Raw genomic sequence first — 22,854 nt, 5'->3', positions numbered from 1 at the left:
GCTGAAATAAAAAATGATAATCGACTTTATATTTAACTCTAACTATTTAATTAAGTATTCGCCATTTGCTTTGATTCTAAAATCATTTTTTCAACCAGCCTTTGAGCCATAATCGCCTGCTCACCACTGATCAATGGTTGAGACTGGTTTGAAACCGAGTCAATAAAGTGACGAATTGCCCCATCGAAACCACGTTGTAGTAAGGTTGAATCCCAACTTCCGGGATTTGCCTCATGAATACCAGTGCCGTCTTCACTTCGCCAATGATTCATATTGGTTATTTGGTGTATGCTATCTTCTGCCACAGCAATCAGTTTCTCTTGTTGGCTCCCAGCTTTTCGATGCATAGATGTCGTTAGCCAACATAGCCCTGCTTGTATATGGTGTTCCGCGTAAAAAAGTTCACCTTGTGATGTTGCTTGAATATTTCCACTGATTAATTTCGCCTCTGAGTCAGCCCCCGCCATCCAAATTACGGTGTCGACCACATGCAAGTAATCATCTAATAATGTGAACCTAACATCTTTTGGTCCAACACTGTTCGTACGATGTTTTTCCATACGAAGTGAAGAAATATTTTGTAAGTCATATTTTAAAGCCATGTAGAAAGGTGAAAACCGGCGATTAAAACCAACCATTAACCCTTTCTGTCGAAGGTCTGCTAATTCAATTAATTGCTCAGACTGTTCAATCTGCTCAGTTAATGGTTTATCAACATAAACATGCACATTTAAATCTAATAACCTTTTTATGACCTCATAGTGGCTTGCAGTAGCACTATGTACAAAAACCGCATCACACTGCTGAGCGAGAGAATCAAGACGACTAAATAGCTCTATTCGATATCTGTCACAAACTAATCTGGCTTTCGATTGATTCGGCGAAAATGCGCCTATTAATTCCCAATTATCTTCCTTGGTTAAGATGGGTAAGTACGCCTTTTGCGCAATTGAGCCTAAACCTACGACACCAATTTTTAGTTTTCTCATACTGAATACACTCTTTAGTCGATTATCTAGGCTGAAATAATCGCATTAAACGATTTTTTTTAAATAAAATTATTAGCAAAAATACAAAAAAACAGCTTAATTAGCATTAACTAGTTGTTTTTCATGCATAAATAAAATAAATCAGTAGAAATAAAGAATGAGTAGCAATACAAAAAAAGGGGTTGATTTATTAAATGAGAATGGTTATCTTTTACCTCGTGAATACTTGAGTAAATTACTCAAGTTTATCACAAACGACATTGCTCACATTGCTTCCAGTTTAGCAGGCCAACTTAATACGTTGGCCTTTTTTTTGTTTGTAAAACAATGCGCTATTTTTTAAAGATAGCGTTACTGAAGCTCCACGATTTCAAATGGCCAACATAAACTAAGCGCTGAGTTGGCATAAACGTTGGCACATCCCCTGTACGCATATGTAATATATCTGCTGGGGTTATCCATGATGAATTTCCTTCAAATAAAGGAATACCTGCATATTTGTATGCATCAATAACGAACTGAGAACAAAAGAAACCATTTGCTTGGTCTACGTCATCACCTAACTGGACTTTAGCTAACGTCTGTAGACAAAAATTGCGTATTGTTTCACCAATTAATGGTAGTTCACATATTCTTTTTGTCACCATCCAAGGGGCTATCATCACAATACCTTTATAATTATATTTACGCCCATCATTACGCATCGAAAATTCACGTAATTTATCTGCGTGTAGTGATGTAAGACCCGACTGTCGCAATACCACCATATTATTCGAATCCCTTACGGCTTGGTTCAATGAAATAACTCTCACACCACTGCCAACAGATTCAGCAACCTCACCAAGTCCCAAATAAATAGATGCATGACTTACACCACTAATACTAAATAGCCTAATTCCCCACGAGTTTAACCCTGTCGCTGAAGACAAAAGAATATCGCCAGGCAACATGTCGGAAACAGCAAGTGGTTCAACGGAATCTTTAATAGGAATAGTATTGGCATGTTGGATACTGAATTTTAAACGATTTGTTTTTTCATCTGATTTAAATTGAGTAGAACACCCTGTTAAAAACATATAACACAAAAACAACAACCAACAGTAAGATTTCATCCAAAAGCGCCTAATCGTAATCATTATTTTTCATTTTATACAATGGATGGAATCTTAACGTTTAATTATATTTCTGACTACAATTATTGTTATAAAAAATCATATTCAGCTAAATATGATTAATTTATTTCGTATTAAAAATAGGATAAGAAATGAGTTTTTTATTAAAAACTAAGTGAAGAGTGTTATTTTAACCCCCTAGAGGGTACTAGAGGGTTAAAAATAATAATTAACCGACTACATATTCAGGGTAAAAAACGGTAATTGAATGATATGTTTTCTTTTCTGTTGCTTTGTTTTTTTGGACTGCTACAGCAATATTATCTTTAGAACCAATAGACACTCGAATATTCTTCTTAGAACGGCTCAATTTGTAAGGCATACCTAATAAACGACGTGCGCTATTATTACTAACCATTATCGACTCCTTAAACTACTAAATTAAAATTCATTAAAAAAATGAATATCAACAAATATAGTCATCGTTGACCACAAAGGTTTTTTTTGTTTTGTATCAATAACAAAACCAACTACAACTCAATTAGTATACCATTAATATAAATATATATAATCCAGTTATTCTTATTAGTTTACACCCGAAACTACAGCTGAGTTTTATTTCAATCACCGTAGGCGGGGTTATCGCAATAACTATAAAAATACAATTGCATAACATAACTATCTATGTTATTTGAATATTATTATTTTTAAGGGGCTAGATAAAATGTTAAAGATATTAGGTCGAACATCCTCAATTAATGTTCGTAAAGTGTTATGGACAGCACACGAACTGAACCTTGAATTTATTCATGAAGACCAATGGGGAAATACAGAATCTCTAAAACAACTAAACTACTTAAAACTAAACCCTAATGCACTCATTCCAGTATTAATTCATGACCAAGGAGCATTATGGGAAAGCAATACAATATGTCGCTATTTAGCAGCAACAACCCAACATGAAAATATATTACCAACAGACCCTCTTGCTAGAGCCGAAGTTGAAAAATGGATGGATTGGCAAAGCGCTGAACTAAACCCTGCTTGGCGAGCCGCTTTCATGGCCCTAATTAGAAGAGACCCCTTCTATTTACAACACTATGAGCTAGTAGAATCCAGTATTGTTTTATGGAACGAAAAGATGCTAATACTGGATTCTGTTTTAGCACAAAATAAGACCACAAAAAACCACTACGACTACCTATGCGGGGAGTATTTTACCCTAGCAGATATTGTTGTAACACTGTCTATTCAGCGTTGGCTACTAACACCTTTAAATCGGCCGAACACTCCATTTTTAATCGATTATTATCATAGAATGATAAACCGCCCAGCAGCATTAAAATGTATCGACCCAAGCACCGCCTAGCATTGCCTTATAACAAGCTACTGACAGCAATAAATACAAATAGCTACGGTAACGACTCTAACGGAGATGCTGGGCTAGAACATTTGTCATGCCAAATTTGGTTGACCTGTTCTGGCAACAGTATTTCATGACCGCCATCAACAAATGGAATGGAAATATCCATTCGACCTTCATCATTCGTATACGCTTTAACGATAAAACGTTTAAATCCGTCAGGCTTATCATTTTTATACCGATAAACTTCCCCACATACATAACCAACCTTACCTTTATCGGCAGTATAACGAGCGAAGTGATATTCTATATTTCTAAACTCAGCGGCTTGCGGGTATGCCAAAACATCATTAACATTCTTTTTGACTTGCTCAACTAAACTTAATTGGGTTGGCTTCATATATAGTGCCCCTAATAGAAAAGCAGCACCAAAAATAAGTATCGCAATGATTATTTTAAAAAAATTCATTTGATGGTCGCCATTACCTTACCAATATTATGCATGTGATTTCATTTATGATAATAACTGTATATCATTTAAAATCCATCTTTAAAACGTAAATATTGTTAACTTAGCTCATTTTATTTGATTTTTATTACATCAACAGCCAAAGACCATGCAATAAGTAATGTTTAAATGAAATTAATACCATACATAAGCCAAATATAAAAACAGATTAAACTTAGGTTTAAGACCATGCATATTTTTATATAAGTAAAAAACAGTCATCTTTATAATGCTATCGTATTGTGATTATTGATAAAATATTAGTATAGTTAAAACTAAAACTGTCAGTTATACGGAGCCCCACGATGAAAACAATTGGACTTATTGGTGGTATGAGCTGGGAATCTACTCTGCTTTATTATCAACAACTTAATGAAGGCATTAAACAACATTTAGGTGGCTTACATTCTGCAAAAATTATTTTATATAGTGTAGATTTCGCCGAGATAGAACACTACCAAGCCAATGGTCAATGGGATTTGGCAGCTCAATGCTTAGCTGAGGCAGGGAATCGTTTAAAGCTTGCAGGCGCTGATTTCCTTGTTCTATGTACGAATACAATGCATAAAGTTGCCACGGCAATTGAAATGGAAACTAACCTCCCTCTACTACATATTGCTGATGCAACAGGTGAGCGGATAGTACAATATGGTTTAAAAAAAATAGGGTTACTGGGAACTTCGTTTACTATGGAGCAACCTTTCTATAAAGATAGGCTAACAAATAAATTTAATTTAGACGTATTAACGCCTAATCTTGATGATAGAAAAATTATTCATGAGATTATTTATAATGAGCTTTGTTTAGGGAAAATAAACCAAGCATCAAAAAAAGAATACCAACGGGTTATGTCATCATTAGTACAACAAGGAGCCGAAGGGATTATTTTCGGATGTACTGAAATTACATTATTAGTTAATGAAAAAGATACCACAGCCAAAGTATTTGATACGACAGCTATCCATGCTCAAAAAGCGGTGGAAATCGCATTATCTATTTGATTATCAGGGTAACAATAGATACTGCCTTCAATACCATTAGAAGGTAGTATCTACTAATTAAATCTAATCTATTCAGCATGCTTATTAGTGTAATAAGCATAATTTATCATTCATCATGATACATCCTACTAATTTCAAACATATAGCACATATAAAATATCATTAAATTTTGATAGCTAAACTATTCAAATTAAATTAGTTTAAATTAACATTGCTTATTAATAACTTTAATCTTTCATTTTACAGATTATTACCCATTGAATATTAATTTTCATCTACGATAATCACTAAAAAACTCACTGAAAAAATGGCTATTATGAAGAAAAACAAAGTTGGTAACATCGTATTAGGTAATTTTATTAAGGAAAAACGTCTAGAAAGTCAATTAACGACAAAGCAAGTAGCAGAACTGATTTCTGTTTCTGAACGCGTCTATATAAAATATGAGGATGGTTCCCTATCTATATTTATAGACCACCTTGTATTACTTTCTAAGATATTCAAGGTTGATCTTAAGGTGCTGTTTGATATTTATATTGATGCAGAACCATCTTCTAAATTATAGTATTACCTTTATGACTGTACACTAAGGACGCTCTTATTTAGATTATGTCACATTTAACTCGACAAGATGTAACTATTCAGTAAAATATTAATCTATTATAACCATTATACAGGGGGCTATCATAATGTTACCAAAAGCAGAAAAACTCCCCTTCTAATAAAAAATTTCCATTTATTATTAGAAGGGTTTAAAAGTGAATTACATAAAATTTAACGTTGATACATGGCAACGTAAAGAGCACTTCCATGTATACGACCAACTTATAAACTGTGGTTTTAGTTTAACAACGAAGATAAATATCACCAATTTAAAAAAGCAAATAGATTCAACAAATTATAGTTTTTACCCAGTTATTATTTATTTGCTATCACAAGTGGCAAATACCTATGATGAGTTTAAATTAGCCAAAAAAAATGGTGAGCTTATTTTATGGGATAAAATTAACCCAAGCTTTACAATTTTCCACCAAGAAACTGAAACATTTTCTGCTTTATGGTGCGAGTATTCTGATGATATTTGCCAATTTATGGAGAATTATCATCAACAGTTGATATTGTACAAAGATAACCCCAAATTATCTCCTCAGCCAATACAAGCTGACAATCTCTTTTATATATCATCTTTGCCATGGGTAGAATTTGATAGCTTTAATTTGAATATCTCTGATATAACAAAAAATTTCGCCCCAATTTTTACTATAGGGAAATTTTACAGTGAGAACGATACATTATTACTTCCACTAGCAGTACAAGTACATCATGCTGTCTGTGATGGTTTTCATGTTGGTAGGTTTCTCATGAGATTACAAAAACTGTGTGATGAATTCACTATTTAGTTCTATTTAACCAGTCAGAAGGAAGTTAAACCTTCCTTCTTTCCAGATAAACACAGGCGATAACTATTAATATAGTGCAGAATTTTTACCCTATAAATAGCCAACTGATAAATACCACATCACCTATAGCCCCACTTTGAACGATATATTCTACTGGGGTGACCACCATTTTTATGGTATTTGCTATAGTATATGAAATCAACTCCATCGGGTTTATTGTAGGCATGTTTCCTCCATTTTTATCTAGGTTAATCACTTGTTTATTAGTATTCAATCAGATAAAAACTATAAATTTTTCTATTCCATTTTTACTTAACCACACCAACTTCTATCTTAGTTGTACCATCATATCCCTTCTAGCGACATTATTGTACTTTGGAGGTTTCAATTACCTATCCGAACAAATAAAAAACCTCTACATAAAGAGGTTTTTTATCACATCAATGACCTAGCTAAAGTACATCGATGAATGCGATTAAATTAACACCAAAACAATATATGAACTTAATTAATTTTGTAACTCATTCATATTTTTTATTTGGTCTCTGTTTATCTGCTCAATCTCACCCGTTTCAGCATTTTTATAGGAAACCAGTCCTGTTTCGCTATCCACTTCAGGTTTTCCATCTGAAATAATAGCTCGGCCGTCAACAGTCTCTATTTTTTGATTTGATGAACACCCTGCGATACCCATCACTGATATAGAGGCGAATATAAAAATGGCAAATAACTTTTTAATTTTCATATCTATCTCCTAATTCAGTTAATAACAACGCCTACATATATTAAATATAATATATAAGTCGAAACTTTCAAGTAAATAGATTAAAGTATCAATATTAAAATTAGGTTTATCAACTTTTTATTTACCAGAAAAATACCACAACCAATTGATAAGTAACAAAAAAAACAAAATCAAAAACAATCATAAACTTACACTATCACTCATTATATTTACAAATATAACGGTAACTTTATAAAAAACAAAATTAATCACCAAATTAAAATCATAATATTAATCACGCGTTATTAATTAAAACTACAGGGCATTTTTTGTCACCTCTCTATAAAAATAGAAATATTAATAGCGGTATATTTAATAACTCAAATCTAATATAAGCTAATTTGGACTCTGTTTACATAACTCAAATATTTTTAGAAAAAATCGCTCATTTAATATAATGAACTCAAAAAATTAAACAAAGTTAACTAGCTGTACGATAGTATTAACCCTACATTTTTAGCTCTACCATTTTAGATTGGACTTCGACTCATCAATTAGAGCTTACCCATTATTTTTCAAGTTAATGTACCTTCTCAAGTTGCTTGCCAAACTATCACACTAGTCAAGAAGCAAGACACATAATAAAGCTTTTTTACTAATTAGTATCGAAAGCCCCCAACCATCTGCTATCATTACAGGCTAAGAAATTTCTATGCTAGGAATGTTTTTTAGTTTTGTGTCTGTTAGCTATTTATTTCTAATCTTGGGACTTGGTTTTTTTGATTTTTTCAGGCAAAAATAACCGAAAAGTGACACCCAACCATGAACATCACAAAGCTAAAAAACAATTAATTTACAGCTAATTGCGTAACAACCAGCAACAATGAAGAACAATTTAGAATGACAAACAATAAAGAACAATACAACTTAAACAAGCTGCAAAAAAGGATCCGCCGTGATGTCGGCCAAGCGATCGCTGATTTCAATATGATTGAAGATGGTGACCGGATAATGGTTTGTTTATCCGGTGGCAAGGACAGTTATACCTTACTTTCCATTCTACAAAGCTTGCAAAAAAGTGCACCAATCCAATTTTCATTGGTGGCTGTAAACTTAGACCAAAAGCAACCGGGTTTTCCTGAACATATTTTACCCGCCTATCTTGACAACCTTGGCGTTGAATACAAAATTGTTGAAGAAAATACCTATGGCATTGTTAAAGAAAAAATTCCGGAAGGCAAAACAACCTGCTCCCTATGCTCCCGTTTACGTCGTGGGATCTTATACCGCACAGCCACAGAATTAGGCGCGACAAAAATAGCGCTTGGTCATCATCGTGATGATATTTTGCAAACCATGTTCTTAAATATGTTTTACGGTGGTAAATTAAAGGGTATGCCACCTAAACTAATGAGCGATGACGGAAAACATATCGTTATTCGCCCTCTGGCTTATTGCCGTGAAAAAGACATTGAACGTTTCGCACAAGCTAAACAATTTCCCATCATTCCTTGTAACCTTTGCGGTTCACAGCCAAACCTGCAACGGCAAGTGATCAAAGAAATGTTACGTGATTGGGATAAACGCTACCCTGGTAGAATTGAAACCATGTTCCGTGCCACCCAAAATGTTGTTCCATCTCATTTATGTGATACCGAGCTTTTTGATTTCAAAAATATTTCTCACGGCGATGACATCATCGATGGTGGAGATTTAGCATTTGATCGAGAAGAAATCCCACTGCAAGCTTTTACTGATGAAGATGATACCCCAGATTTTATTACACAACGTCTTGATATCGTAGAAGTGAAATAATTAACCTATAGCCTCCATAACGGAGGTTATTTTTTGTCGGATTTTAAGCAAAAAAAAGCCGATGTAATCAACATCGGCATTACAGTGGTCAATTATTCTGTATAAGAACTCAATATGAGAAAAACTACAATTATGGAGCACAACGTTCATCGCTCAACGTTGCATTCACCTGCAAGACTTATACTGCCCTAAAACCCCATTGGTTTTATTGATTTATCTCAAACTAGGTTGGGTTATAAATAATAAGTCATCAATTTTAGAGCCAACGGCTTTTTCTCAACCACCATAAGACCGTTCCAATTAAGATCGCCAATAAAACACAAAAGGCGCTAAAAGCAAAACGGAACTCATTTCCTGGTATCCCGCCTAAATTAACACCAAACAACCCTGTCAAAAAAGTAGTAGGTAAAAATATCATCGCCATTAATGACATTGTATAGATACGACGATTCATCATCTCTGTCATCATATTAGTTATCTCATCAGAAATAATCGCGGTACGAGCGATAAAACCATCGAGATCTTCAATACAGCGCCCTAATCTATCTGATATTTCTTGAATTCGACGACGGTCGGTATCATCTAACCACAGTAATTTTTCAGTCGTTAAACGTGAAAACATATCCCGCTGAGGAGCCATGTAACGGCGAACTACAATGATCTGCTTGCGAAGTAAAGCAAGCTCCCCTCTTTCCGGAATTTGGCCATTTAATATAAAATCTTCCATATCAATTAGGCGTTCATGCAGAGAGTCAGTAAAATCACTTATTTCATCCGTAATCGAATCAGCAACCTCAACTAACCAATCCCCCGTACTTTGTGCGCCCACGCTTTGTTTTAAATCATCGATAACAGGGTCAAGTGAATTAACTTTTCGGTGGCGGCTTGAAATTATCATCCGGTTGTTAATGAATACACGAAAAGCAATTAACTGCTCAGGGCGCTGACCGACATTAGTATTTAAGGTTTGCAGTGTTAATAAAATACCATCACCAACCCGGATCAACCGCCAACGACCAGAATGACCTGATAGCGCTGATTTTACTTGGTCATTAAATAAACCCGATTGTTGGATCCAATTAAAACTTTGTGGGTCTTTATAATCGTAATGAAGCCAAAATGGCGATTGCTGACTGGCACTCGCATTAACATCAAGTGGCAGCAACCCACCGTCCCCATTTAACTGAAACGCATGTACAGGATTTGAGTTTTGAAATAATGAACCATAAATCAGCCCCATGCAATTTCTCCCTTTTATTAACAATATGTTATTTTTAATCGAATAAATGAAGTATTGCAATTATTTCAAGGCGATGTTTGAAATCAAAAGCGCAGAACAATAAAAACCCATAGAAGACAAATAGACCATGATAAATAGTAAAATATCGCCATTTTTGCTAAAAAAAGACACATCGTTGACACAAACGAGCAATAAAATAACTTATAAATTTTTTATTATAAAAAGGTAGTGTTTATTCCTTTTTGGTCCTCCTTCCCTTTCTCCAGAGGAAGGAGTTTTTTTAGATACTAACTTAAAAAATTATCCTATACCTAGTACAGGCTAAGTAAATATTTAATATGTTACGTTAGTGTTTTATGATATAAAAACTATGGCTATAGGCCACATCCTCTGGGTTTTCAATCGGATACCCCTTTAACCAAGGCTTAATTAAACGTGCATTAGTATATTGATAGATAGGAGCAATAGGTGCCTCTTTAGCAATAATTTTTTCCGCGTTATTATAATATTGGTTACGTAATCGCTCATTGGTCTCAATACTGGCGGACCCCATAACGTCATCATATTGCTGGCTATTAAACTTTGGAATATTGCCACTATGTTGTGATGTTAATAAAGACAAAAATGTCGACGGCTCATTAAAATCCCCAATCCATGATGCCCTGATAACATCAAAGTTCCCAGTATTACGGCTATCAATATATGTTTTCCACTCCTGATTAACTAACTTAACTTCAGCACCTAATTTTTTCTTCCACATAGAAGCAATAGCAATGGCTATTTTTTGATGGTTTTCTGAACTATTATACAATAATGTTAATTTCAACGGGCGATTTGTACCAAACCCAGCTTCTTGCAACAAAACTTTCGCTTGCTGGTCTAATTCTTTTTGCGAGTAGCTGTTATATAAGCCTTTCTCTGGTTTAAACCCGTCAGTAACATCTGGAGTAAAATAATAAGCCGGCTTTTCTCCTGTCCCTAATACCTTGCTCGCAATTAATTGGCGGTCAATCGCCATAGACAACGCTTTTCTGACCCTAACATCACTCGTTGGCGCACGTTGTGTATTAAAAGCGTAATAATAAGTCCCTAATTGATCTGGTGTAAAAACCTCATTAGGAATATCCCTTAACAATTTTTGATAGCGTTGCTTGGGGAATGATTCTGTAATGTCTAAATCCCCAGCTAGATAACGGTTTGTTGCATGAGATTCTTGATTAATAGGTACAAAAGTCACCTTAGTAACCACCGTATTTTTATGATCCCAATAATTTGTATTTGGCGTTAAAACAATTTTTTCATTTACAACACGGTCAGATAATACAAATGCACCATTACCAACGAGATTTCCTACTTTTATCCAATTAGCACCAAATTTCTCAACGGTTTCGCGATGTACTGGAAATAAACTAAAATTAGCAGTAAGAGATGGAAAATACGGGACTGGTTTATTTAACACAATTTTTAACGTGTGTTGATCAACTGCCTCCACACCAAGTTGCTCGACAGGCAATTTCCCATCAATAATATCTTGTGCATTGTTGATACCAGCTAATGCAGCAAACCAAGCAAAAGGGGACGTCGTATTAGGCGAAACAAGCCGTTGCCAGCTATAAACAAAATCTTGTGCTGTCACCGGTTCACCATTAGACCAGCGTGCATCAGGACGAAGATTAAATATCCAAACTCGGTTATCCGATGTACTCCAATTAAGCGCAGTTCCAGGAATAGGTTTGCCATGCTTATCTTGGTTAACTAGACCTTCAAAAAGATCTCGCATGACTTGTGCTTCTGTTAACCCTACGGATTTCACTGGGTCCAAAGAAGCTGGTTCATCTTTAAGGTGGCGAGTCACTTCCTGATTTTCAGCTAAAACAGTCCCCGCAGGAATAACTGCACTAATAGCAGGTGTAGTAAAAAAAACTGAAGCAAATAAAATAGTTAAAGGTGTGAATGGACGTTTATGCATTTTATTTTCTATCTGGTTAATATGTAAATTTAACTAAAAATCAGATTTAGCTAAGTGATTTGAATAGAGACAGAGTATGAACAATATTAATCTGTTGAGCCCCCTCTTTATTCACAATTTTTCCTTTATGCAGCATATGCTTTGAGCTTTAAAAAATCCATATCCTAGGTTTTCTTTAGCGTATTGTAAGCTTAAATAGATCTGAGCCTTGGAGCGCGTCGCTATCCCAAAATTTTATGAGTCGCTGCGTCCAATAAAATAACATTAAAGATCATGATATTTTATCCTATAAATTATAGGTTGCTAAAGAAATGGATACAGGCTAACGAGCTTTTGTTACACTCAACAGAGTACTTTGAAAAAGGTATGATAAAAAATGTGGGCATTAACAAGGCTTAACAGTTATATAATCATCCGACGTGATACCTTAATAAGAAACTTAATTTATCGTTATGTCGCCGTGTTAATGAGTCACTTGCCCCACACACAACTTAAGGTATACAGTAAGTCAATGTAGGCAGCAGTATAAATTTTGGTCATTAATAGAGTATAAAACTCAACACTGTGTCACTTTATCTATGAAAGCCTTTAATCGCGAAGACTTTTCTTTAAAAAACAGATTAAGTAACCAGTGACTCAATTTATAAACGGGAGAATATTCATGTCGCAAACAGTTAAACTAAAAGGCAATGATGTTGCAGTTAATGGCGTATTTTTACAAGCAGGAACAAAAGCAAAGCCTTTTACCCTTGTTACGAAAGATCTCAGTGAAGCAACTTTAGAAACGTATGCAGGCAAACGTAAAATCTTAAATATTTTTCCAAGTGTTGATACCGGTGTTTGTGCGGCATCAGTTCGCAAGTTCAATCAACTGGCTAGTGCTTTAGATAACACAGTGGTTCTATGCATTTCAGCCGATTTACCATTTGCACAAGCTCGTTTTTGTGGTGCAGAAGGTATAGACAATGTTGTTATGCTATCCGCTTTTCGTAGTGATTCTTTCGCTGATGATTATGGTGTTGCTCTCGCAAGTGGCCCTTTAAAAGGCCTCACCGCTCGCTCTGTTGTCGTTTTAGATGAAAATGACAATGTTATTTATAGTCAACTAGTACCAGAAATCACTGAAGAACCTGACTATGACGATGCTTTAAACAGTTTAAAATAAGTGATTTAATATTATTTAGGTCACCACCAAGCGGGAAGGTTTATTTCCCGCTTTCACCTTGCTGCAACAAAATATCAAGTCAATCAACATGTGCCCAATAGAGTGGGTGATGGTTCTTCGCATTAACGACATTCGCAAACAATTTATTACCGCTCATGAGTGAAATCAATGTGTGCGATAACGTGCTTAATACTTTTAATGCTTGCTCCTGTGTCACAGGGCAACACGATGTCAAAATATCGATAATTAAATCGCGGGGTTTATAACCATTTTTTACTAAGGCTTCCCACGTAAAACGGTTTTTTTTGGTTAAATATTTCACAGCCGCTTTATTCATTAAATACAATTCAGCAGCCGATGCCGCAGACTCAAACATATCATTTTTATAATGAGACTGACTCATGTATTCACGCAACTTAAGGTTTACAACAAAATTAATGGTGAATTGATCCATGGCGACTCCTTGTAGGCTTTAACCTATTGAATGAGATTAGGTACCCATAAACAGCTGCTATATTTATTATATAGCAGGAAAAATCACCAATTAGCAATAGTATTAGTCGGGTTTTGCCCGTTTGAAATCTAAATATGAGTGGTTAAACAGAAAAATAAGCATTCAGCAAGACAAGCGCGTTTTATCGCCTCCCCGCCGAATGGTTAATAAAGAAATGAATTAATCAAGGTGTTTAGTAATTTCTAGCGATGTCCCATCACTATTTTGCCTAAATTGTAAGTGAGTTTCCCCACCTTCGAATTCCTGTTCAATTTTTAAGTTCTGACCACCATTCCAACGGTAGCGAATAGCAACACACCCTTCAGATGGACATGGCATATCCATATCTGTTTTTATCATTAGCTTTTTAGTTAAGAATTGTTGCCCATCAACCAACCCTACTCGGTAGTGTTGATAGGCTTCTAGGATTGAATCACCCGTAAAATAGCATTTAGTCAACGCACCATTTTCATAGATTTCATCCATAGTTTGCACAGTATCTTGGCAATATTGGTTTAGCTCATTATTTGGTATCGATGTTTCCGCCATCATTGGTGTACTCACTCCAACCAATATTGCAGCTAATATGAATGTTAATCTTTTACTCATTGTATTTAATCTTGCTCTTTTTTGGTATTGAGGCCATATTCTCTCAGCTTATTGGCAATTGCTGTATGAGAAATATCCAAACGTTTTGCTAATTTGCGCGTACTTGGATAATCACGGTATAAACGTGACAACACAGAAGCTTCATAACGCTTCGTTATTTCATCTAGAGAACCATTAAGTGAATCTAACGCCAGAGCAGGTGTGTTCGCAACAGTTGGCAGTTGGACGTTATCTGCATCTAAAATATGGCCATCTAATTGCGTTAAACTTTGATAAAGTGCATTTCTTAACTGCCTTACATTGCCCGGCCAGTCATAACTTCCCAAATACTCAATTAATGAAGGCGTTAATTTAGGTTCAGCCATATGTAATTCTTTCGAGAAACTCGCAACAAATGCTTTAGTCAACGGTAAAATATCTTCTTTGCGTTCACGTAATGGCGGTATAGCTAGTGTTAACACATTTAAACGGTAGTAAAGGTCTTCCCTAAATTTCTTCTCTGCGACTAGCTGAGGTAAATTTTTCTGCGTAGCGCAAATCACGCGAACATTCACTTTCACTTCCCGCTCTTCGCCAACACGCCTGAATGTCCCATCATTTAGAAAACGTAATAATTTAATTTGCATTTGAGGCGACATTTCTGCAATTTCATCAAGTAAAACAGTGCCACCATTTGCTTGTTCAAAAAAACCTTTTTTACCTTCAACTGCATTTGGATACGCCCCTGCGGCATAACCAAATAATTCACTTTCCACCACATCATCAGGCATCGAAGCACAATTTAACCCTAAGAAAGGTTCTTTCCCCCTCGCGCTATGTAAATGGCAAGCTTTCGCTAAAATATCTTTCCCTGTTCCTGTTTCACCCTCAAGTAACAAGGGTTCATCAAGCATAGCTATACGTTTTGCCCGTTCAACCACATTTACCATCACAGGGCTAACAGCAATAATTTGTTCAAAGCCGCTTTTATCAATTTCAACCACTTGTTTACGCTGTTGGTCTAAAATTTCAGCCGATTTCAGCAATAACACTGCACCTGTACAATGGGATTTACCATTTTCATCAGCCAAGATAATTGGCGTGACTTGCATTAAATAGTCTCGGCCTTTAATAACGACTTTTTCTGTATAAGGCTCTGGTGATTCACGTTCAAACCAACGCAATAAACCTTGGCTACCAACGAGTTGAGAAAATGTTTTCTCACGAATCTTGGTTTCATCGTAGCCAAATAACTGTAATGTCATTGGGTTAACCAATTCGATATTTAATTTATTATCAATAGACAAAACGGGCTCTGGAAATGAATTTAATAACGCCCAAACAGCTTTATGCTCTCGTTCTGAAGGCATAAAGTAAATTCGACGTACATCAATGACACCATTAATACGGCGAATCTCTGCCATCAATGTACTAAATACCTGAAAATCTACAGGTGTGAAGTTAAGGTAAATTTTACGTTGTGGTGAAATCTCAATCCCTTTCAAGTCAATATTTTGCAGGACTAAAAGATCAAGTAATTCACGTGTTAAACCGATTCGGTCTTGGCAGGTTACTTCGAGGCGCATGGATAGAAACCTTTATCAGAAAAGTCGATTGAATAAAGGTATTTTAGCGTTAAATACTAGGGGAATACAGTGTTTGTGTCACATATTGTTGACAGTCTGTAATGTTAACGTGAATACTCAGACAATATCACTATTTTAAGCTTTTTTTTGTGTGTTGGAATAGCAATAAAACTATTAATTGACAAATAATGCTGCAGGGTGAGTCAAAACTGTCAACTCCCCCTGCCAATTATTCTCTATTTATGATTTATTTTTCTTACTGGGAATAACATTCTTTAATTGACCAATAAGTTGATGACGAAAATCAGCTAACCTTGGTTTGTCTTCAATCCAAGGCAATGGCCGGCATAGCTCCATCGCTTTGATACCAAGGCGAGCGGTTAGCAAGCCTGCACCGATACCTTGTGCGGCACGTGTCGATAAACGCGCGGTGATATCCTGTGACAGCCAATCCATACCGACCTCACGGATCAATTCAGATGCTCCAGCGAATGCAATATTGATTAACACCATACGAAACAACCTAATACGGCTATAATAGCCCAATTCTATGCCATAAATTGCAGCAATTCGGTTGATTAAACGAATGTTACGCCATGCAATGAAAGCCATATCGACAATCGCTAATGGGCTAACCGCGATCATGATTGCCGACTCTGCCGAGCAACGACTAATTTCTTTGCGTGCTTGTTCATCCAAAATAGGTTGAACCATTCTGCTGTATAATTCTACGATTTCTCGGTCATTATGAGAATCATGGATAGTTGCCTGCCAACGTTGCAGTGCGGGGTGTTGTGCCGATAATGCCGATTGTTTGGCCAGTTTTTCACAAAAAGGCTTCCCTTGCCCCATGCCATGGCTGTGTAAAAGTTCTCGCGCAAAATCCCGTTCTTGCGCCCGCTCTCTTAAGCGGTACAAGCGCCGCCATTCTCCCGCAATTGACCCTACACCGGCAATAATAATCAAGCCCCCTGCTGCCGCAGTACCTAGGGCCGTCCAATCCTGAGTAACCCATGACTGGTGTATCCAAATACCTAATTGAGCGACCACACTGACAGCAAAAACCCCCACCGCGGTTCCGACTAACTTACGCCAAAAACTTCTTTTAGGTTTTAATGCTTCGTTAATTAGGCTTTCTACCTCACCTTCTTGGTTATCTTGTTCTAATTCCAAAGAGATAGGCGTAAATTTTTCAAGCTCTTGCTCATCAAAAAAATGTGCCTTTTTCAGCTTTTCTTCATTTTCTTTTTCAAGGCTATCAGCAAAATCAAGACGTTGTTTTAGAGGTTCATTCATTTTAGTTTATCTCCCAACAGAAATTCTAGCGCGCTATCCATACGGATATGGGGCAATGGTTGGTCAATAGGTGTAAATCGTGGCCTAAAGTTTTCAAACTGGAAACCTTGCCGTTGCCAGAATTGCTCATTTGGCAGCCGTTTTGGCACTTCCCCTGGATAAAAAGTCAACGGCAAACCATCACTTAAGCGCTCGCCTTTTAAAGCGGGTAGTTTCTCGCCTTTATAATCCACAAGACCGCTTTCTGTGGCCTGTATCGACGCTAACCCAACACAATCCATGCTTATCCCTTCAAATGCGGCGTGTTGCCAAGCTTCTTGAACCAATTGTTGTAAAAGCGCCACTAAATTTGCATGTTGATCAGGGGTAACATGATCGGACTTACTGGCAGCAAACAGTAATTTATCAATACAAGGAGAAAATAAGCGTCTTAATAATGTCCGTTTCCCATATTGAAAGCTGCGCATCAATTGGGTCAGCGCCATTCTCATATCATTAAATGCATCAGCCCCACTGTTTAACGGTTGCAAGCAATCAACTAAAACAATTTGCCGATCAAAGCGTTGAAAATGCTCCCGATAAAACCCTTTTACTACGTGCTCACAATAATATTGATAACGCTGTTGTAACGCGCCAATATTCGTATTCTTACCTGCTTGGGCGAGCTTTTTCTCCCCATATTTTGCAACATTTGGCCAAGGGAAAAATTGCAACGCTGGAGCCCCAGCCAATTCCGCAGGTAATACAAAACGACCAGGCTGAATAAAATGTTGCCCTTGGGCCTTACATTCTAATAAATATTGTGTATACGCTTCTGAAATTTCAGCCAATAAATTCTCATCGACAGGCGCTAATGGGTCACATTTCTCACACAAAGTCAGCCATGATTGCGCTAAATGAGCTCGTTCCCCTTTGACTAAAGTATGCATTTGCTCTGACCAAGCCAAATAATGCAAATCCAGCATAGGAAGATCCAATAGCCATTCACCTGGGTAATCAACTATTTCCAAATATAGCGAAGAATTATCAACAAAATGGCGAAGGAAAGAATCTTCTGAACGATAATGTAATTTTAAGCGGATTTCACTCACGCCTCGAGTCGGCGTTGGCCATTGTGGAGGTTGACCATAGAGTGAAGCGATCCCTTCATCGTACGCAAAACGTGGTACCGATAAATCACGGTGAGGAACGCGTTTAACACCCAATAATCGTTTGTCCCTTGCAGCGGAAAATAATGGTAACCGGGCACCAGTATTAACATTCAATAATTGATTAACTAACGAGGTGATAAATGCCGTCTTACCACTACGGCTAAGCCCGGTTACTGCTAGCCTGACATGACGGTCAACACTCCGGTTCATCAAATCAGTTAATTCATTTTGCAGCCGTTTCATGCTCCTCCGAAGACTTATCCTTTAAATATAAATCAATTTCACCAACAACACTGGTGGTTAGATAGATAATACCCTTATTAATTTAGCATAAAACAACAAATTGAATTAGGTTAACCGCTTAATTAACGCATTTATTAGCCACTTACTGCTCAACAGCTTAATTATTTTCCCGATGACACCCGCAGGGCCATAAGTCATCAATAACAATAAAATAAATTTAACTCCTCTCTTCAATATTAGTTGTTTAGCGAATTTTTTTAATCGAGGATTGGTTTGATTTGACATACTGCGCTCACTGACACGTTGAAAACAAAAGGGATTCGGCATCAATACCTAACCCCTTATCGTGTGATGACAATGCGAAATGTTATAGATCACGAAATTTACTATTAACAGTATAAGTATCTGAAGTTACATATCTTTCAATCTGGCGTAGCTTCATTTCACCTGATTTTAACTGTGTATCTATTTGGTTTATTAGGCTACTCACTTCAGGCCCAATATCTTGCTCTGAGCGATAACCACTTGGCGCGGTTTCAACAACAAAGCACATAACAATATACAAAATTAATGTAATTCCGAAACTGACAAATAAAGCCAGTACAGCCAATGCCCTAACCAAAGCAACCGGAAGTTCCAAGTATTCTGCAATACCCGAACATACACCACCGAACACTCGTCTATCCGTTAAACGGTACAGCTTACGGCCGCGAAATTGAGTCATTATTTTTGCCTCCAATTTGGGTGCTCTGCATCCAAAATGTCTTCAAGCGTTTTAATACGTTGCTGCATATGTGATGCCTGTTCAGCCAATTGCATTAAACGCTGTATTTCATTTTCGGTTAGCTGACTCCCTTGCCCATTATTCTTTTTGCTGTAGTGTAACCACAGCCAAATAGGCAAAATAAAAATGAGAAAAATTATTAATCCGAGAGACAGAAAAACGTAGCCCATCACATTTCCTTATACATATGGTTTGCTTGTCTACAGCACTGATACGATGTTACCAACGCATCAGTGCATCAAAAATACTGTTATTGCTCTTTGTTTATTTTAGCTTTAAGTGCAGCTAATTGCGCACTAATTTCATCGTCTGCTTTCAATTCAGCAAACTGTTGGTCCAGTGATTTTTGTTTGCCAATACCATAACTTTGGGCTTCGCCTTCCATATGGTCGATACGACGTTCAAACTGTTCGAAACGCGCCATAGCTTCATCAAGCTTGCCGCTATCCAACTGACGGCGAACATTACGGCTTGATTGCGCAGCTTCCATACGAACTACCATGGACTGCTGCTTAGCACGTGTTTCCTGCAGTTTATTTTCCAATTCAGTAATTTCGCCTTTCAAACGGGCTAATGTTTCACCAACAATAATTAGCTCATGTTTTAATGTATCTACCATGTCACTAACTTTTTGTTTTTCAATCAATGCAGCACGCGCTAAATCTTCTTTATCTTTAACGAGTGCTAATTCTGCTTTTTCTTGCCAATCAGCAACTTGCTTTTCACCCATTTCAATACGGCGTTCTAGCCCTTTTTTTTCTGCTAGAGTACGTGCAGATGTTGAGCGAATTTCAACCAACATATCTTCCATTTCCTGAATCATCAGGCGGATCATTTTTTGCGGATCTTCAGCTTTGTCTAACAAAGAAGCGATGTTTGCATTAATGATATCGGCAAAACGTGAAAAAATACCCATTATTTATTTCCTCTTGATGGATTTTATCATTCTGTAGCGCCTCGACCTGATTTGGCTTCCAACCAATACCTGACGCTCCGTAAGTCATACAATTAATTCGTTATACCAAACTATTTGCGAAGAAAATATTGCAACTAGCGTGCCAACTTTAAAATTTATTTATATCCAAATGATTTTTAAGTAAATAATTATATGCTTTCCCTTTTATTTCATTTTAGCCTATAGTAAAAAATAGGCATTTTAAACCAACTATTGGTAAAAATAACCATGAAAGAGACTAATGACCCGATCCTTGGTATTTCAAGTAATTTTTTAGACGTACTAGAACAAACTTCCGAGCTCGCTCAACTGAGTAAACCTATACTGGTTATTGGTGAACGAGGTACAGGTAAAGAGCTTATCGCCGATAGGCTTCATTACTTATCCCCTCGATGGCAAGAAGCTTTTATCTCTCTCAATTGCAGTGGACTCAATGAGAATTTACTGGATTCTGAATTATTCGGACATGAGGCAGGGTCTTTTACAGGCGCACAAAAACGCCATCAAGGCCGCTTTGAACGCGCTGATAAAGGGTCACTTTTTCTGGACGAATTAGCCACAGCCCCAATGTCAGTACAAGAAAAATTATTACGAGTAATTGAATATGGTGAATTAGAACGAGTGGGAGGAAGCCAATCATTACATGTTGATGTTCGTTTAATTTGTGCTACTAATGCGAATTTGCCAGAACTGGCGAAACAAGGTCGATTTCGAGCAGACCTCTTAGACAGACTTGCTTTTGATGTAATCCGCATACCACCTTTGCGTGAACGCCAACCAGATATTTTACTACTAGCAGAGCATTTCGCCATTTTAATGTGTGGAGAACTAAAACGTTCACATTTTACTGGTTTTACTCATGATGCCCAACAAACACTACAACAATACCCTTGGCCTGGTAATGTACGTGAATTGAAAAATGTCATAGAGCGCTCCGTATACCGCCATGGTGACCGTGCAGAGCCTGTCAACAATATTATTTTTAACCCCTTTGGAGAGCGACTCACAGAATTACATGAGTCATTACCTGCTCAACAATCTGTGTCTCCTTCTTCCTCAACATTGCCCTCGTTACCTTGTGACTTGCGCCAATGGCAACAAACATCTGAGAAAAGGTTGTTAGAGCAAGCACTTGAAACAAGCCATTTTAACCAACGTAAAGCTGCAAAATTACTTTCATTAAGTTATGACCAACTACGTGGTTTGATTAAAAAACATCAGATTAAATTAGAGCCCTAATAATAAATAGTGTTCAAGTGACATTATGGTTATTTGAACACGGCTTTAAATTTAGACATTATTATCTTCCTTATTAACTGTATTTTTATTGCCAAATATTTCAAAAAATTGGCCTCAACCTTTATTACCTAATACGCGATAACACCTAATAATATTTAAATTTTAAATACATATATATTATTTTTTCTAAATAAAAGCAAAAAACCAAACCCCGAGTTTAAATTCACGCATATCAATTAGATAAGGTTCAATTTTTATTAACTTGCCTTAAATTAATTAATCTGCAATTATTTTCAATGAGATAAAAAATTAAGGTTATCTTAACTAAGTATTTTATACAATTTTATTGGGTAAATTTTCTCGCAAAATAAGTTAATTATTAACATAATGATTATGCCAATGTTATACCCTGCATTCTTATCATTATAATTTTTTACTATTCTCAGAACACTCTTTAATAAATTAAATTATTTCTTTATTTTACAAATTGTCATATTTATCTACTGTGCGAAATGTATTTATGTGATATCTCTAGACCATAACTTTATTTACTAAAAGGAGACTATTATGAAAAATATAAACATTTTAGCTGTAACATTTTTTATTCTAGCTTTATCTCCTATCACCAATGCTGAGTCATTAATGAGAACTTTTTCTTATTGTGACTCATCCTTTTTTGAGAAAATTAAAGAAAGCCCTGCCTTACAAGATGTCTCTGACATTTTAAATAAATCACAGCTTAGTGATGGTAAGCAAATTTCTGTCAATATCAATTTTTCCCCGACAAATAAAGTCACTTTTAACCGTTTTATTGCTAGTCATAGTGATTTTGACAAATATGATGACTTTTCTTATATGGGAATGCGTGGACAGTATTATTTTTGGGGGTTCGAAACAACACAAAGCCTTGAAGAAGTGATCCGCCATACTACATCAAGGATTAGCATTATCAAGATTGGTAATAGTTATATATATTCCCCCATGATTAGGCATAATTTACAAGATCACTGGGTATTTAACGAAAATGCAGCTCAACGTTACAACCTTGACAAGAATGCCGCTGAAAAAATGCTGATTATTGAAAAGGATGAGCAAAGAGGTGTCGTTCGCTTTTTGTGTACCCTTCAAGGCAAAGTGACAAAAGATGATTTAAAATATGTTGGTTTAGAATAAATTCGCTTTTTATTACTGCCGTCTGTGCCAATTGACTGCTTATGTTTGGATAAAAAAAAG

At 36.3% G+C, this 22,854-nt stretch carries 25 protein-coding genes; 9 read left to right on the top strand and 16 right to left on the bottom strand.

Features of this window, described 5'->3' with window-relative positions; all coding sequences use genetic code 11:
• Window positions 1-50: 50 nt before the first annotated feature.
• A complete protein-coding gene (locus tag ACPEH5_RS02475; RefSeq protein WP_042843981.1) occupies window positions 51-989 on the bottom strand; it encodes a Gfo/Idh/MocA family protein in 939 nt (312 codons plus the stop codon).
• Window positions 990-1,146: 157 nt separating this feature from the next.
• Here ACPEH5_RS02475 and ACPEH5_RS02470 point away from each other — a divergent pair, with 157 nt between their 5' ends.
• On the top strand, window positions 1,147-1,332 hold the full coding sequence (locus tag ACPEH5_RS02470; protein ID WP_166686476.1) for a hypothetical protein: 186 nt from the start codon (window positions 1,147-1,149) through the stop codon (window positions 1,330-1,332).
• On the opposite strand, the gene ACPEH5_RS02465 is transcribed toward ACPEH5_RS02470, so the two are convergent.
• Both ACPEH5_RS02465 and sra read right to left on the bottom strand, forming a co-directional pair.
• Entirely contained in the window at window positions 1,322-2,101 is a 780-nt protein-coding gene (locus ACPEH5_RS02465; protein WP_042843984.1) for a YaeF family permuted papain-like enzyme, read from the bottom strand. The genes ACPEH5_RS02470 and ACPEH5_RS02465 overlap by 11 nt on opposite strands.
• A 229-nt stretch (window positions 2,102-2,330) precedes the next feature.
• Window positions 2,331-2,519 carry a stationary-phase-induced ribosome-associated protein gene (gene sra, locus ACPEH5_RS02460; RefSeq protein WP_048607043.1) on the bottom strand — a complete coding sequence of 63 codons (189 nt, stop codon included), beginning with the start codon at window positions 2,517-2,519 and terminating at the stop codon, window positions 2,331-2,333.
• Window positions 2,520-2,825: 306 nt separating this feature from the next.
• Here sra and ACPEH5_RS02455 point away from each other — a divergent pair, with 306 nt between their 5' ends.
• Window positions 2,826-3,470 (top strand): glutathione S-transferase family protein, encoded by a 645-nt coding sequence (locus ACPEH5_RS02455; RefSeq protein WP_166686475.1) that lies wholly within the window; start codon window positions 2,826-2,828, stop codon window positions 3,468-3,470.
• A gap of 43 nt (window positions 3,471-3,513) precedes the next feature.
• On the opposite strand, the gene ACPEH5_RS02450 is transcribed toward ACPEH5_RS02455, so the two are convergent.
• On the bottom strand, window positions 3,514-3,864 hold the full coding sequence (locus ACPEH5_RS02450; protein WP_208292456.1) for a hypothetical protein: 351 nt from the start codon (window positions 3,862-3,864) through the stop codon (window positions 3,514-3,516).
• 413 nt (window positions 3,865-4,277) lie between these two features.
• On the opposite strand from ACPEH5_RS02450, the gene ACPEH5_RS02445 reads away from it, so the two are divergent.
• The 3 genes from ACPEH5_RS02445 (at window position 4,278) to catA (ending at window position 6,373) form a co-directional block, all read left to right on the top strand.
• Window positions 4,278-4,973 carry an aspartate/glutamate racemase family protein gene (locus ACPEH5_RS02445; protein WP_129465844.1) on the top strand — a complete coding sequence of 232 codons (696 nt, stop codon included), beginning with the start codon at window positions 4,278-4,280 and terminating at the stop codon, window positions 4,971-4,973.
• A gap of 316 nt (window positions 4,974-5,289) precedes the next feature.
• On the top strand, window positions 5,290-5,538 hold the full coding sequence (locus ACPEH5_RS02440) for a helix-turn-helix transcriptional regulator (protein WP_042843989.1): 249 nt from the start codon (window positions 5,290-5,292) through the stop codon (window positions 5,536-5,538).
• A 193-nt stretch (window positions 5,539-5,731) separates the two neighbouring features.
• On the top strand, window positions 5,732-6,373 hold the full coding sequence (gene catA, locus ACPEH5_RS02435) for a type A chloramphenicol O-acetyltransferase (protein ID WP_129465843.1): 642 nt from the start codon (window positions 5,732-5,734) through the stop codon (window positions 6,371-6,373).
• 85 nt (window positions 6,374-6,458) lie between these two features.
• Here catA and ACPEH5_RS02430 read toward each other — a convergent pair whose 3' ends face one another.
• Both ACPEH5_RS02430 and ACPEH5_RS02425 read right to left on the bottom strand, forming a co-directional pair.
• Window positions 6,459-6,599, bottom strand: coding sequence for a hypothetical protein (locus tag ACPEH5_RS02430; protein WP_164975491.1), 141 nt, complete (start codon window positions 6,597-6,599; stop codon window positions 6,459-6,461).
• A 282-nt stretch (window positions 6,600-6,881) separates the two neighbouring features.
• Window positions 6,882-7,118 carry a YgdI/YgdR family lipoprotein gene (locus ACPEH5_RS02425; protein WP_042843991.1) on the bottom strand — a complete coding sequence of 79 codons (237 nt, stop codon included), beginning with the start codon at window positions 7,116-7,118 and terminating at the stop codon, window positions 6,882-6,884.
• A gap of 879 nt (window positions 7,119-7,997) precedes the next feature.
• Between ACPEH5_RS02425 and ttcA the strand changes: the two genes are divergently transcribed.
• A complete protein-coding gene (gene ttcA, locus ACPEH5_RS02420; protein WP_042843992.1) occupies window positions 7,998-8,912 on the top strand; it encodes a tRNA 2-thiocytidine(32) synthetase TtcA in 915 nt (304 codons plus the stop codon).
• Between the two features lie 256 nt (window positions 8,913-9,168).
• Here ttcA and zntB read toward each other — a convergent pair whose 3' ends face one another.
• Entirely contained in the window at window positions 9,169-10,152 is a 984-nt protein-coding gene (gene zntB, locus ACPEH5_RS02415) for a zinc transporter ZntB (protein ID WP_042843993.1), read from the bottom strand.
• Between the two features lie 346 nt (window positions 10,153-10,498).
• A complete protein-coding gene (locus tag ACPEH5_RS02410) occupies window positions 10,499-12,121 on the bottom strand; it encodes a peptide ABC transporter substrate-binding protein (RefSeq protein WP_042843994.1) in 1,623 nt (540 codons plus the stop codon).
• Window positions 12,122-12,782: 661 nt separating this feature from the next.
• Between ACPEH5_RS02410 and tpx the strand changes: the two genes are divergently transcribed.
• Window positions 12,783-13,286, top strand: a complete 504-nt coding sequence (gene tpx, locus ACPEH5_RS02405) for a thiol peroxidase (RefSeq protein ID WP_042843995.1) — start codon at window positions 12,783-12,785, stop codon at window positions 13,284-13,286.
• A 79-nt stretch (window positions 13,287-13,365) separates the two neighbouring features.
• Here tpx and ACPEH5_RS02400 read toward each other — a convergent pair whose 3' ends face one another.
• From ACPEH5_RS02400 to pspA, 8 genes are all read right to left on the bottom strand, one after another.
• Window positions 13,366-13,740 carry a hypothetical protein gene (locus ACPEH5_RS02400; RefSeq protein ID WP_042843996.1) on the bottom strand — a complete coding sequence of 125 codons (375 nt, stop codon included), beginning with the start codon at window positions 13,738-13,740 and terminating at the stop codon, window positions 13,366-13,368.
• 219 nt (window positions 13,741-13,959) lie between these two features.
• The gene (locus ACPEH5_RS02395; protein WP_042843997.1) at window positions 13,960-14,388 is read right to left on the bottom strand and encodes a hypothetical protein; all 429 of its coding nucleotides are present in this window, start codon (window positions 14,386-14,388) and stop codon (window positions 13,960-13,962) included.
• A 5-nt stretch (window positions 14,389-14,393) separates the two neighbouring features.
• A complete protein-coding gene (gene tyrR, locus ACPEH5_RS02390) occupies window positions 14,394-15,953 on the bottom strand; it encodes a transcriptional regulator TyrR (protein ID WP_281110911.1) in 1,560 nt (519 codons plus the stop codon).
• Between the two features lie 240 nt (window positions 15,954-16,193).
• The gene (locus tag ACPEH5_RS02385; RefSeq protein ID WP_042843999.1) at window positions 16,194-17,249 is read right to left on the bottom strand and encodes a YcjF family protein; all 1,056 of its coding nucleotides are present in this window, start codon (window positions 17,247-17,249) and stop codon (window positions 16,194-16,196) included.
• Window positions 17,246-18,643, bottom strand: coding sequence for a YcjX family protein (locus ACPEH5_RS02380; RefSeq protein WP_131679963.1), 1,398 nt, complete (start codon window positions 18,641-18,643; stop codon window positions 17,246-17,248). Before ACPEH5_RS02380 ends, ACPEH5_RS02385 begins: the two co-directional genes overlap by 4 nt.
• Window positions 18,644-19,010: 367 nt before the next feature.
• A complete protein-coding gene (gene pspC / locus ACPEH5_RS02375; RefSeq protein WP_042844002.1) occupies window positions 19,011-19,367 on the bottom strand; it encodes an envelope stress response membrane protein PspC in 357 nt (118 codons plus the stop codon).
• Window positions 19,367-19,597: an envelope stress response membrane protein PspB gene (gene pspB, locus ACPEH5_RS02370; RefSeq protein WP_042844003.1), complete on the bottom strand. Its 231-nt coding sequence runs from the start codon at window positions 19,595-19,597 to the stop codon at window positions 19,367-19,369. The genes pspC and pspB overlap by 1 nt, the downstream gene beginning before the upstream one ends.
• An 80-nt stretch (window positions 19,598-19,677) precedes the next feature.
• On the bottom strand, window positions 19,678-20,343 hold the full coding sequence (pspA, locus tag ACPEH5_RS02365; protein ID WP_042844004.1) for a phage shock protein PspA: 666 nt from the start codon (window positions 20,341-20,343) through the stop codon (window positions 19,678-19,680).
• A 267-nt stretch (window positions 20,344-20,610) separates the two neighbouring features.
• Here pspA and pspF point away from each other — a divergent pair, with 267 nt between their 5' ends.
• On the top strand, window positions 20,611-21,621 hold the full coding sequence (gene pspF / locus ACPEH5_RS02360; RefSeq protein WP_042844005.1) for a phage shock protein operon transcriptional activator: 1,011 nt from the start codon (window positions 20,611-20,613) through the stop codon (window positions 21,619-21,621).
• Between the two features lie 567 nt (window positions 21,622-22,188).
• Entirely contained in the window at window positions 22,189-22,794 is a 606-nt protein-coding gene (locus tag ACPEH5_RS02355; RefSeq protein ID WP_042844006.1) for a hypothetical protein, read from the top strand.
• Window positions 22,795-22,854 lie beyond the last annotated feature (60 nt).

Source organism: Providencia sp. NPDC089933 (assembly GCF_049545585.1).
Taxonomy (GTDB): domain Bacteria; phylum Pseudomonadota; class Gammaproteobacteria; order Enterobacterales; family Enterobacteriaceae; genus Providencia; species Providencia huashanensis.
The sequence above is the reverse complement of the archived record's forward strand: the minus strand, read 5'-3'. Positions and strand labels throughout refer to the sequence as shown.